This window comes from Methanobrevibacter sp., from assembly GCF_045644645.1.
Taxonomy (GTDB): Archaea; Methanobacteriota; Methanobacteria; order Methanobacteriales; family Methanobacteriaceae; genus Methanocatella.
The window spans coordinates 1-12,994 of the sequence record NZ_JAZRHE010000019.1; the positions used below are offsets into that span (position 1 = coordinate 1).

The 12,994-nt window shown below is 34.5% G+C and carries 13 protein-coding genes; 2 read left to right on the forward strand and 11 right to left on the reverse strand.

The features are described 5' to 3' along the window. The 10 genes from thsA to ACKI4K_RS01210 all read right to left on the reverse strand — a co-directional run. Positions 1 to 1,419: thermosome subunit alpha (gene thsA / locus ACKI4K_RS01165; RefSeq protein WP_407421444.1), on the reverse strand; the 1,419-nt coding region annotated here is incomplete at its 3' end. Between the two features lie 370 nt (positions 1,420 to 1,789). Further along, complete coding sequence (locus ACKI4K_RS01170) at positions 1,790 to 3,031, reverse strand: hypothetical protein (protein WP_407421446.1); 1,242 nt, start codon at positions 3,029 to 3,031, stop codon at positions 1,790 to 1,792. A 230-nt stretch (positions 3,032 to 3,261) separates the two neighbouring features. Beyond that, complete coding sequence (gene asd, locus ACKI4K_RS01175; RefSeq protein WP_407421448.1) at positions 3,262 to 4,311, reverse strand: aspartate-semialdehyde dehydrogenase; 1,050 nt, start codon at positions 4,309 to 4,311, stop codon at positions 3,262 to 3,264. A 9-nt stretch (positions 4,312 to 4,320) separates the two neighbouring features. Next, entirely contained in the window at positions 4,321 to 5,142 is an 822-nt protein-coding gene (gene dapB, locus ACKI4K_RS01180; protein WP_407421450.1) for a 4-hydroxy-tetrahydrodipicolinate reductase, read from the reverse strand. Between the two features lie 12 nt (positions 5,143 to 5,154). Further along, a complete protein-coding gene (dapA, locus tag ACKI4K_RS01185; RefSeq protein ID WP_407421452.1) occupies positions 5,155 to 6,048 on the reverse strand; it encodes a 4-hydroxy-tetrahydrodipicolinate synthase in 894 nt (297 codons plus the stop codon). Beyond that, positions 6,045 to 7,265: an aspartate kinase gene (locus ACKI4K_RS01190; protein WP_407421454.1), complete on the reverse strand. Its 1,221-nt coding sequence runs from the start codon at positions 7,263 to 7,265 to the stop codon at positions 6,045 to 6,047. Before ACKI4K_RS01190 ends, dapA begins: the two co-directional genes overlap by 4 nt. A 188-nt stretch (positions 7,266 to 7,453) precedes the next feature. After that, positions 7,454 to 7,651: a 30S ribosomal protein S17e gene (locus ACKI4K_RS01195; protein WP_405305013.1), complete on the reverse strand. Its 198-nt coding sequence runs from the start codon at positions 7,649 to 7,651 to the stop codon at positions 7,454 to 7,456. After that, positions 7,638 to 7,979, reverse strand: a complete 342-nt coding sequence (locus tag ACKI4K_RS01200; protein ID WP_407421456.1) for a chorismate mutase — start codon at positions 7,977 to 7,979, stop codon at positions 7,638 to 7,640. The genes ACKI4K_RS01195 and ACKI4K_RS01200 overlap by 14 nt, the downstream gene beginning before the upstream one ends. 96 nt (positions 7,980 to 8,075) lie before the next feature. Next, positions 8,076 to 8,945, reverse strand: coding sequence for a shikimate kinase (locus tag ACKI4K_RS01205; RefSeq protein WP_407421458.1), 870 nt, complete (start codon positions 8,943 to 8,945; stop codon positions 8,076 to 8,078). Then, complete coding sequence (locus tag ACKI4K_RS01210) at positions 8,929 to 10,026, reverse strand: glycosyltransferase family 4 protein (RefSeq protein WP_407421460.1); 1,098 nt, start codon at positions 10,024 to 10,026, stop codon at positions 8,929 to 8,931. Before ACKI4K_RS01210 ends, ACKI4K_RS01205 begins: the two co-directional genes overlap by 17 nt. A 455-nt stretch (positions 10,027 to 10,481) precedes the next feature. Between ACKI4K_RS01210 and ACKI4K_RS01215 the strand changes: the two genes are divergently transcribed. Together ACKI4K_RS01215 and ACKI4K_RS01220 are read left to right on the forward strand one after the other, a co-directional pair. Then, on the forward strand, positions 10,482 to 11,096 hold the full coding sequence (locus ACKI4K_RS01215; RefSeq protein WP_407421462.1) for a TetR/AcrR family transcriptional regulator: 615 nt from the start codon (positions 10,482 to 10,484) through the stop codon (positions 11,094 to 11,096). Then, entirely contained in the window at positions 11,093 to 11,938 is an 846-nt protein-coding gene (locus ACKI4K_RS01220) for a CPBP family intramembrane glutamic endopeptidase (protein ID WP_407421464.1), read from the forward strand. Before ACKI4K_RS01215 ends, ACKI4K_RS01220 begins: the two co-directional genes overlap by 4 nt. 590 nt (positions 11,939 to 12,528) lie before the next feature. Here the strand turns inward: ACKI4K_RS01220 and ACKI4K_RS01225 are convergent. Beyond that, positions 12,529 to 12,864: an acetolactate decarboxylase gene (locus ACKI4K_RS01225; RefSeq protein ID WP_407421466.1), complete on the reverse strand. Its 336-nt coding sequence runs from the start codon at positions 12,862 to 12,864 to the stop codon at positions 12,529 to 12,531. Positions 12,865 to 12,994: the final 130 nt, after the last annotated feature.

Below are 12,994 nucleotides of genomic sequence, written 5' to 3' on the forward strand. Positions count from 1 at the left end.
GAATACATCCAATCCCATGTAGAATGAGTCTTCTTGTGCTGCCCTTAAATCTACTAAGGAGTCGATGCTGTCTAAACCTGCATTTTCAGCTAAGGTTTTTGGTACGATTTCTAAAGCTTCTGCAAATGCGTTTACAGCTAACTGTTCCCTTCCGGAAATGGATTCTGCATAGTCTTTGAGTTTTTTAGCCATTGCGATTTCAGGAGCTCCTCCACCAGCAACAACTTGGTCGTCTTCTACGGTAGCTGCAACTACACCGATAGCGTCTTCGATTGCTCTTACGATTTCAGCTACGATGTGTTTGGTACTTCCTCTGATGAATAAGGTTACGGATTTTGCTCCGCTGCATTCTTCTACGAAAATCATTTCTTCACCGGAGATTTTTCTTTCTTCTACAGTACCTGCAACACCAAGGTCATCTGCAGTTAAGTCATCTAAGTTGGTGATGACGTTTGCACCGGTTGCTCTTGATAATTTTTCGATGTCTGATTTTTTAACTCTTCTTACTGCTAAAACACCTGCTTTGGATAGGTAATGTTGTGCTAAGTCATCGATACCTTTTTGTGCGAATAATACGTTTGCACCAGCATCAACGATTTTGTTAACCATATCCTTAACCATTTTTTCTTCTTGTTCAATGAAAGCTTGCATTTGAGCAGGGTCAGTAATAGTAATTTCAGCATCCATTTCGGTTTCTTTAACTTCTAATGGAGTGTTGATTAATGCGATTTTTGCATCTTTGATTTCGGAAGGCATACCAGGGTGTACTCTTTCTTTGTCTACAATTACACCTTCAACTAATGTGGATTCTTCAACAACAGCCCCATCTTTTTTCTCGATTTTAATATTATCAATGTCGACTTCACCATCATCTTCTACAGCTTCCACTGCTTCAACGATCAATTTTGCTAATGGTTCACGTGCTGCTTCGGTTCCTTTACCAGTCATTGCAGTCATAGCTACTTTTAATAATACTTCAGAATCAACATCTTCAATTGCAATTTCATCTAAGATTTCTTGTGCTTTTTCAGCTGCTTTTCTGTATCCCATAGCTATGATAGTTGGGTGAATGTCAGAATCAAGTAATCCTTCGGATTTTTTTAATAATTCACCAGCAATAATAACTGCAGTAGTGGTTCCATCTCCAACTTCATCTTCTTGGGTTTTTGCAACTTCTACGAGCATTTTTGCTGCAGGGTGTTCAATATCCATTTCTTTTAATATAGTAACTCCGTCATTTGTTACTACAATATCACCGAGTCCGTCGACTAACATTTTGTCCATTCCTTTTGGACCTAAAGTAGTTCTTACAGTTTCAGCTAATACTTTACCGGCTAAAATGTTGTTTCTTTGTGCATCTCTGCCGACAGACCTGTTAGTACCTTCAGGTAAAATAAAAATTGGTTGTCCTTGTGCCATTAATAATCACCTTTTTTTAATTTTTAAATAATTAGATCAGTTTAATTATCAACATGAGAAAATAAGTTTATAGTGTTGACAAAACCTTTCTACTTAATACATGAGTTTAAGGTTATATAAATACTTTATGGTATAAAGTAAATTAAAGTAAGAAAAATAATTATGCTCAAAACTGAACTGAAAACAACCCCATTATAATTGAAGAATACTTATATTATTATCCCGCTTGAATCAGAAAACATGATAATAAATACCCAACAAATAAATTATATTACATCAGTAGAATAAAAAATATCGAAATTAATAGGATAGATATAGATGCAAGATATACAAAATTAAAAAAAAGTAAAAATAGGTGAAATTACCTATCTTATTTTTTCTCTAATCTAAAAGGAGGAGTTACTTCCACAGTATCGTAAGATTCCTGTTCTTCTTGAAGCTCATTGAAGAAAGCATTAATCTCTTCTAACCTTTTAATTTTATCTGTTTTCCTATTTAACTCGTTTTGAAGTTGAATATACTCTTCTTTTGGAATAGTTTGTTCTTTTAGATATTTAAGTTCATTATCCCTAGAAACAATTTCATTCTCCATCCTATTTTGAAGAGAAATATAATCTTCTTTAGGAATAGTCTTTTCTTTTAAATACTCGAGTTGATTATCTCTAGAAACAATTTCACTTTCCAACCTATTTTGAAGAGAAATATAATCTTCTTTAGGAATAGTCTTTTCTTTTAAATACTCAAGTTCAGTACTTGTTGCAGCAAGTTTACTTTCTAACTTGTTTGTAATAGAAATGTGCTCTTCTTTAGGGATAGTCTTTTCTTTTAGATTATTGAGCAAATCATCCAAATTCTTTATTTCAGATTCAAATTGAGATTGCAAATTATTGTATTCTTCTTTAGGGATAGATTGTTCTTTTAAGTTAGTCAATTCATTACTCATTGCATTGATCTCAGATTCAAATTGAGTTTGGAGATTGATATAATCCTCTTTAGGAATAGTTTGTTGTTTTAAAATATCGAGTTGATTATCCTTTTTAGATATTTCACTATCTTTGATTAAAATTTCATTATTTTTAATCTCGATTTCCTTTTCAAGTTCCATTATCTGATTTTGGAACTCCACATTATTTTCCAATTTAAGAACTTTGATTTTATATTCATCAATATTACGAGAAAGAGAATTAATTTGAGCATCCTTTTCAGCGATACTTTTGTAAGATTCATTTAATCTTTCATTAACATCAGACAATTCCTTTTTCTTATAATCCCTTAATTGCTCGGCAAAATATTCCTTAATTTCATCAAGAGAATTGTTAACATAATCCAGCTCATAAATCCTATCCTCCTGATTTTTAATTAAAATATCTTTTTCATCGAGTTGTTTTTTTAATAAATTAATCTCGTCTTCTGCTTTAAACTTAATAACAGAAACTTCTTTTTCTTTCTCCACAATTTCTTTTTCGAGTTCTTTTATCCTTAATGGAGTGTTATCATTTGCTTTTTCAACTTCAAGTTTTGTCAAGTCTAATTTAAGACTATTAAGCTCCAATAGGCAAGACCGTATTAAAGATTGTAGAGTATCTTTTTCAGCATCAATTCCTATTTGCATTCTATCCCTTAGTTAAAATTTTTATCCCAATATCGATTTCAAATTATAAACATTAATGAATTTGAAAACTTCGATATATTGTACAATATAATCCCTTGATATAAAATATTAATTTTATACTATTTAAATTAAACCCTTATAGTAACCTAAAAATAAAATTAAAAACAATTAGAAACAAGAGAGAAAAAACAAAAAATATTAAAAAAAATAAAAAAAATAAATGGATAAAATCAGAGGATTTTATCATTAATTAATTCAGCATTTAATATAGAAGCTCCAGCTGCACCACGAACAGTATTGTGTCCAACAAGAACATATTTAAAACTATTATCAAATGCTTGGTCTTTTCTAAGCCTACCAACTGTAACAGCCATACCATTACTTGCATTTCTGTCCATTCTAGGTTGTGGCCTGTCTGATTCTTCTCTGACAATAACAGGATTTTCAGGAGCTGAGAATAAATTTAGTTCTTGGGGCAAACCTTTAAAGTTTGCCATACTTTCTTCCACATCCCCAATGTCAAAGTCATCGTCCAACTCAATAAACACTGCTTCAGTATGACCATCAATAACAGGTACCCTATGACATGAAGCACTTAATTTGAAATCTGCATTAATTACATCATTTCCATCAAAAGTACCTAACAAATAGAGTGATTCACTTTCCATTTTCTCCTCTTCCCCACCGATGTAAGGAACCAGATTGTCAACAATAGCCATTGATGGGACCCCATTATAACCTGCACCGGACACAGCCTGCATAGTTGAAACCCTAACAGATTTTACATTAAAGTTATCGACAACAGGCTTTAATGTTAATGCCAAAGCAATAGTTGAACAGTTAGGATTAGTAACAATGAATCCGTCCCAGTCATTTTCCTTTTGTTGAGCGTCGATCATGTCTAAACATTGTGGATTAACTTCAGGAATTACCAATGGGATATTTTTCTTCATCCTGTGTGCACTTGCATTACTTGCAACAACATAATCCTTAGCAAATTCTTTTTCAACTTTAAGAGCAAAATCCGCCGGAAGTGATGAGAATACAATATCCACGTCATTATCCATAGCATCAGGGTTAGTTTCCACCACTTCAATGTCTTTAACAACTTCAGGCATGGCATCATTCATATACCAAGTCGTTGCATCTTCATATCTTTTTCCTGCTGAACGGGAAGATGCTGCTAATGCAGTGATTTCAAAATCCGGATGGTTTGCGAGTAATTGAATAAATCTTTGACCAACCATTCCAGTTGCGCCTAGAACTCCAACATTTACCATATAAATCACCTATTCTAAACCTAAAACATCATTCATACTGCTAACAATACCTTTCTCGGCAGTTGGAACATATCTAATTGCCCTTATAACACCAGCAATAAATACTTCCCTTGTATGAGCTTGATGTCTAACTTCTAATCGTTCACCTTCACCAACAAACATAACAGTATGATCCCCGACAATGTCTCCACCACGAATTGCATGAACACCAATCTCTTCTTTGGTTCTTTTACCAACCAAACCTTGTCTGCCATAGACACCAACTTCCTCAGGGTCACGATCAAGTTCTTCTGCTATTACTTCAAATGCAGTCATAGCGGTTCCGGATGGAGCATCCTTCTTTTGATTGTGGTGTGCTTCAATAATTTCAATATCATAATCATACAACAATGGAGCTAACTTTTTTAATGTGTTGAAAAATACATTAACTCCAATAGCCATATTTGATGAAATAACAGCAGAAACATTATTTTCTTCAATATTTTTAATGTTTTCAGCCATTTGTTCTTCACTAAATCCAGTTGTACCTACTACAACAGAAACACCACATGAAGTGGCAACTTTAATTGTTTCGACTGCTGCATGAGCAATTGTAAAATCAACAAGTACTTCAGCACCGGATGCTTTTAAAGTTTCCTCTAATTTTTCAGATCCTACAATCCCCACACCAAGTTCTTCAGTTCCAGCTTGAATACCTGCATCCCTACCTGCAAGAGGAGTATTCGGCATTTCAATAGCTGCAACTACTTCCATGTCATCCTGTTGTGTAATTCTTCTAATAATACCGGAGCCCATTCTTCCTGCCGCTCCAGTAACAGCTACTTTAATCATAATAATACCAACTTAAATTAAATTAGAATCTTTCAAAGCTTTTTTAAGAACTTCCAAGTTTTCTTCTTTCATTTCTGCCAATGGTTGTCTGAGTGGCCCTGCCGGAAGACCCATAATATTCATTGCAGTTTTTACAGGTACCGGATTGCTTTCAATGAAAAGAGCTCTGATTAATTCTAGCATTTCATAATGAAGCTCAAAAGCCCTATCATAATCATCGTTTAAAATACTGTCAACCATCAAAACCATTCTTTTTGAATCAATGTTTGCAGAGGCACTGATAACACCAGTTCCGCCTACAGCCATAATCGGCAAGGTTAAAGAATCTTCACCGGAAAGAATGTTGAAATCATCTTCAAGCCCCTCTTTTTGAAGTGCCCTGTAGATATCTGATACTTTATCAACACTTCCACTAGCTTCTTTAACAGCATCAACATTATCAATTTTAGCCAATTCAACAATAGTTTCAACATCCATATTAACTCCAGTACGGGACGGAACATTATATGCGATAATAGGAATGTCAGTTGCTTGTGAAATAGTCCTATAATGTTCTACCATAGCATGCTGTTGCGGTTTGTTATAATACGGAGTGATTAACAATGCCGCATCTGCACCTGCATCATCAGCAAATTCTGTAAGGGAAATGGCTTCGGAAGTAGCATTGCTGCCTGTTCCAGCAATTGTATCGACTCTACCATTTACTTCATCAACCAATATTTCAATTACTTTTTGATGCTCTTCATGGCTAATTGTAGCTGATTCACCAGTAGTGCCTGCACCAACCAGACCATTTACGCCTCTATCAATTAAGTAATTAATATTGTGCCTAAAACCTTCTTCGTCAATTTGTTTATCCTCTGTAAAAGGAGTTACCATTGCAACATATGTACCTTCAAAATTCATTCTAAAACCTCGCTAACTAAATTACGTGCTTCTTCACCATATTTCCAATCAACAAATAAAACAATAGCTGTTTGTGATGAGATAATCTCCAATATGTTAATTTCATGTTTTCTTAATGGTTCTGTAATTCTTGAAATAATTCCTGGGGTATCAATGATATCCGGACTTACAAATGTAATCATTGCAGTATCTCTTCCCAATGACAATGAACTTAAAACATCATTTTCAAGAACAAACTGATGCAATAAGTGATATGCTTTGTTGGAATCCGCTTTATCAACAAATGCGGTTATTGAGTTTTGACCTGCAGAAACACCAAAAATATTAATGTCTTCTTCAGCAAGGCAACCAGTTATTCCGGCAAACAAACCGACTTTTTTAAGCATTGCCTCACCAACAATAGCAATAAGAGAAATAGGGTTCTTATAAAGTGTTACACATCTTAACATGTCTCCTTCAAAAGGCCCCACAATACGTGTTCCCTTTGAAGATAGGTCTCCGTGTTCAAAATTGATAATTTTTGCAGTTATTAATGGATCTTTATATTTTAATGCATGAGGGTGTAATACTTGCGCTCCATGAGTAGCCAAATCCCTCATTTCCTCAACAGAAATTTCATCTAACAATTTTGCACTTTCGATTTTATTAGGGTCAGTTGACATCACTCCGTCCACATCAGTGACAATGATGACTTCATTAGCTTCCAGGCAATGCCCAATCAAGAATGCTGTGATATCGCTGCCACCCCTTCCCAAGGTGGTAATCTCACCGCTTGGCCCTTTTCCTAAAAATCCGCAAATAACTGGAATAATTCCTTGATTAACAAGTCTTCTAATTCCCTCGGTTTTAATATTTGTAGATTTGAAATCTATTTTTGCCTCTAATGAATTAGAATCAGTTATAATTGGCCATAACTCATTGTAAGGATCAATGAATTCTGACTTTACACCTAAAGATTCAATAGTTGCTGAAAATAATCTAGCACTAGTCAATTCACCCATAGCCATGATTTCTGCCTTTTGCTTATCTGTTAATCCGGTACCAATTGCCTCATTTGATAATCCGATGAGATCATCAGTAGTCTTGTTAACAGCTGAAACTACAACTACGACCTGATTACCTTTCATATATTCATTTACCACGGACTGCGCCGCTTTTTTAATCCTGGAACCATCGCCAACCGAGGTTCCGCCAAATTTTACTACTATTAAATCCATTAAGTTCACCTATTTCTTAAAAAAATTCCTTGCAATTTTGTTAAAATATTGATTAAACAAAATATACATATCTATTTTTATCTAACCATATTAATAAACTTTATAATATGTTAGACCTAAAAAAATTGAAAAAGTTGTCTGAAACTGAAAATAAATTAATAAAAAAAGTAGAAGAAATAAGAATAATCTTATTCTTGAGTTTGTTCTAATTTTACAAGTCTGGTTACGTAACCTGCAATTTTATTTCTTAAATGTTTAGTACTTACAGTAGAGTATTCTTGTACTAATTTTTTGTTTTCTTCAAAATCAGTTGTGAAAACTCCTTTGTGAGTTTCAATAAGTTCTTTTGCTAAACGTTTAACAAATGAAGTTCTAATATTGCCCATCAACATTCCTCCTTAAAATTTTTCTTTGCTCATTTTTATTTAATATAGTCAGCATGTCTAATATCTGATCAATGATTTCCACATCAAGACCTTTTTCTTCAGAAACTTTCCTGACCATTTCATGGACTTCATCCTCACGGGACTTGTCATAAATCGGCATGCCAAGATATTCCTTCGCAAGAACGATATCCTTTGCAAGAGAAGTTCTCTGAGAAATTAAATCAAATAAATCATTATCAATTTCATCAATGCGATTTCTTGATTCTTTTAGAAGATTTTCAGCATCTTCTGTACTATTGAAAGATTTGATTTCATAATCCTCTGACAAAAAAATCACCATTTTTGATAATAATGATAATAATATAGTTTATTATTATCATAGTATATAAACTATATGTTTAATGACATAATTGATTAAAATTAGTTATTCTAGTAAAATACAACCAGTATTGTCGACATTAGTCTTTATGACGCGACCCTCATATTTGCCCCAAGCTTCCTCGACACTGTCAACCGAATTATCATCAACAACAGCCACAAATGAAGAACCAGTACCGGACAATCCTGAAGCTATTGCACCAGCCTGCAGGGCATCAACTGCAATTGTTGAATCAAAACCTAAAGTTGCAGAGTAAATTAAACCATTCAAATTAAGTGCCTTAAAATAATTTCTTTGTTTTGCGAAATCAAAAGCGGTTTCAACCAATGGAGCCAATAATCTCATTCTGTCAGGGTTGGAATCACCAGATTTTGAATAAAAATTTGGCATGTAAATCAATATTGGATGCTCATCCATTTTTTCTTTTATGATAAATTCCCTGTTCTTATTATCTGTTACAACAACACCACCAAAATAAGATGCCGTTGCATCGTCAAATGAACCGGTAATTGTAACTCCAGCATCCAGAGATGCATCAATAGCCATATTAATAATTTCTAAATCACCAAGAGGATTTAAATCAAATTCTTCACAGATAATTGAAGAAGTAATCTTTACAATAGCATTGGATGAAGCACTACTGCTTGAAAGCCCTGATGCCATGGGAAGAGTAGATTTGGTCTTTAAATCAATTCCGAATTCGTCTTTGTTGATATTATAATAGTCGAATACCTTATCAACACATATTTCCATAAGGGAATTGTCTGCTCCAACATCATTACTACATGTAATTGAATTATCTGTAGTCTTGGCTTCACAAACAATGTCCAAACCAATGCCAAATGCCGAACCAAAACCAGTTGCAATTGCATTAATTATTGTTGCGGAACCTGGGGATCTAACTATCTTCCTCATTTTGAATCTCCTCATATGGAATCATGACTTTGGAAAAATCGATAGCCCTATTCCTTGCATTTAAAGATAAAACATATCTTAAATCCTCATCATTTACCATGTTATCAATTGCCCTAGCAATGGAAGGTATTTTATTTGGGTCAACAAGGAATCCCACATCATCAGTTATGATTTCAGTAATTCCTCCCACATCACTGCCGATAACCGGTTTTCCACAGGCCAATGCTTCTATCAAAACCAAACCGAAACTTTCAGAAAAGGACGGCAATACCAATAAATCACAGCTTGGAATAATATTTTCAACATCATCCCTAGAACCTGTAAATATCACATCACGAATGTTTTCATCCTCAACCTTCTTTTTAAGCTTTTTAAACAGAGGCCCATCACCAACAACAACCAAATAATAATCGCTATTGGCTATCTTTTTAGCTTCCAAAAGTGAATCGACATTTTTCCTTTTAATCAGATTGCCAACGAAAAGAACAATCGGCTTGTCCAACAGATTATATTCCTGTTTAAATGAGTCATTGCCCTTATTTGAAAATTTATCTATATCAACAGAATTCCAGGATAGTTTTGTTTTATCTGCAATTCCATTCACACCAGTTGCAATAATCTCATGTCTTAATGCATTGCTGACAGCAAAAACAACATCTGCACTTTTCAAGACCTTTCGAATGGTTGATCTCATGAACGGCTGCTTCTTATATACTTCAAACATGTCAGAACCATGAGCTGTAACATATGTTTTTATTCCCTTCCCATTTCCCACCTCTACAGCGGCGGCACCTGCTGGGAACAAATAATGTCCATGAATTATATCTATGTCCTCTTTTTCAAGAAGTTCATTCAATGCCTTTTTGGCATTCTTCTTAAACATCAAACCCCTGACGCCCGGAATATTAAGGCCTTTGGTTCCTATGACATGAATACCATCAATGTCCTTAATATCTTTATGAGGATAGGTAATTACATAAACTTCATGACCTTGTTTTACAAGCTCTTTTGATAAGGTGTGAATGTGAACACCTACACCACCCACATGAGGTGGAAATTGACCAACCATAGCTATTTTCATAAAATTGAACCTCTAAATTATATATAGAAATTATTCTTTAAATAAATATGCAAAATTAGTGAAATTTCAATGATAAAAAAAAGTCAAATTTAATGTCTTATTTTAGCGATAAAATCTCTGCGATATTCCCTACCAGACATTAAGGCTAATCAATTTGGTTTCCAATAGATGTTTCTTGATTACTGAAAATAACTCTTTTTACGATAACAACTATCCAATATTCTCTTTCATTTCACATTTAACCATATTACTCCTTTTATGACAACATTATTATTTGCCAATCATATTTAATCAATAGGGAGTTATTCCAAATCCGAGTGAAAACATTTATATAGCATAATTTTTATATTAGAATTAAAAACAAAAAACCGACTGAAAGTCGAAAAATGATTGATGAGAATATGAGGTTAATTATAATATAAAAACAGACCCATGGTTTATTTATGGAGGCAATTATGAAAAAAGGTGAAAAAAGGAAACAAGAGCTTTTAAAGATAGCCTATGACATGTTTCTCACACGGGGATATGAAAATACCCGAGTTGACGAAATCATAGAAAAAGCAGAAATAGCTAAAGGCACATACTACTACTATTTTGAAAGTAAAGAGCAGATGCTCGAAGAAGTCATAGACATGATGATCGACAGTGAGGTTGAAATGGCAGAGCAGATTATCAGAACAGATATTCCAGTGCCGCAAAAAATAGTTGGGATACTTGCATCGATGAAACCTACCGAATCAGAACAGCCCATAAAGAACACACTTTTCCAGCCGGAGAATGTGTTAATGCACCATAAGGTCAGGAAAAAATTGATTGATACCATTACTCCACTTTTATCCGAAGTTGTAAAAGAGGGAGTGAATGAAGGCATCTTTGAATGCGACAATATAGCCGAACGTGTTAAGATGCTCCTTATCATCAGCGACAGCACGTTTAATGAGGGTGCATTTAGTGAACGGGACATTACCGTCTTTATAGACATGACTGAAAAACTTCTCGGAGCAGAGAACGGAACGATGAGTTTCATTTACGATCTGATTGATAAGAATGATATGGAGGCGATCGAGTGAACAATACAGAAAAATACGAATATAAACCAGTTCACTTTTTTGCTCTGGCATATCTTTTTACCTGGATATTTTGGATTCCGGCAATCTTTTTGCCGGAAAGCATCAGCCCATTACTCATGCTTATAGGCCTTATGGCTCCAGCTATTGTGTCTACGGTTTTCATTATGGCATCAGGCTCAGATGCACTTAAGCAAGACTTTAAAAATAAGATGATCGGTTTTTACAAAGTAAAATGGATGAATGTAGTTTGGGCCGTGATTGTATTTGCGATTGTGATAATCTGTTCCATTTTGTTGTCGCTTCTATTTGGACAGCCACTTAACCAGTTTTCCTTTACTGAAAGCTTTTCTTTTACCGGAGTTGGAATAGCCGGAGCGTTCATTACCATTACGGTTGCTTCGATAATTGAGGAAGTGGGATGGAAAGGATACTGTGAGGATTCTATTGGTAACTACATGAACTGGTTTTGGGAATCAATGATTTTTGGAGTGCTATGGTCTTTCTGGCATTTTCCTTTAATCTTTATTTCCGGAACATATCAAGCGGGGCTTATGGTGAATCCCCTTTATGTTATTAACTTTTTTGTGAGCGGAATCCCCATGGGATTCGTCATTACATGGGTTTATCTTGAAAGCGACCGTTCGATATTGGCTTGTATGATATTCCATTTCTTCGTCAATTTCATGCAGGAGAAAATAGCGTTGACTCCGGAGACAAAGTGCCTGGAGACAATAGTGATAACAGTGGTTGCAGTCATTATAGTCATGGCTAAAAAAGATATGTTCTTTGAAACTCGTCATGTCGGAAGGCTGCTTGAATACAGCACCAAGCAACAGCAATAATCAGATAAATGAAGCATCGGTCAGAGACCCCGGTGCTTTTTTAATACCATAAATGAGGTGAAGGCCAGAGGCAAGCAAAATCAAAGGCATCATGAAAAATCAGCACCGACAATTCGATGACAAGATGAATCCTGCAGGCAATTCCATATAGGGAGCCGGGAAAAGATGATGCCACTTACACTGGCCAATATAATGCTGAAATTATCTATTAGTAATAATTTTCATACTATTGTCTAATAAATATGTAAAATCCGTGAAGATCAATGCCAAAAAAAGTCAAATTCAATGCATTATTGCAGAGAAAAAGTAACTCCCTCATACCATCATTATTAAAACTTAACTATTTAAAATAAGCAATTAAACTGTTTTCTTTTAGAAAGACCTCATGAAAAGATGTTTAATTTAGCTTCAATGAAAAGAATTAGATGAAAAAACTATTGAAACATTAAAAAAATGCAAATTCAGGAGCATCCAGTCATTGAACTTATACCAGATTTTATTAGTCGCTTGAGCTTTTGGAGCCTTATAGAATAATAACTGGAATCGGAAAAAGAAAAAAATGCTCCTGAAATCGTGACTTTAATTTAATTTTACTCAACGCTGTTAATTTTAGCAGTCATATTCTCAGAGAAATCCATCTTTGCAAAAGACTCACTTTGAGGAAGAATCATGTCAAATTCCTGAATGGTGTCCATTCCTCCGCTTCCATTTTTCATTGTCAATCCTAAAACGTGACCTCCCTTATCCTTAGCGTCGTTTAGGAAATGCAAATGCCAACCATGCATGTTCAGTTCACTCATATATTCCGGGAAGTAGACTGCGACGATTGTTCCGGATTGGTTAGTGTAGTTGAATACCTTTTGGTCAACTTTTGCAACTTCTGTAAATTCCTTATATGGTTTTTCCTGTTTTTCAGACTCTTTCAAAAACTTTGTTGATTTTCCAAATCCTTTTTGCGGTTGTTATTCCAAATTAGATCTCTGCGATAGATTCGTTTTAAAACACCTCGTGTGGTCTTGAATATTCGTTTTCTTGATTTTGGCATTGTTTTTTGAA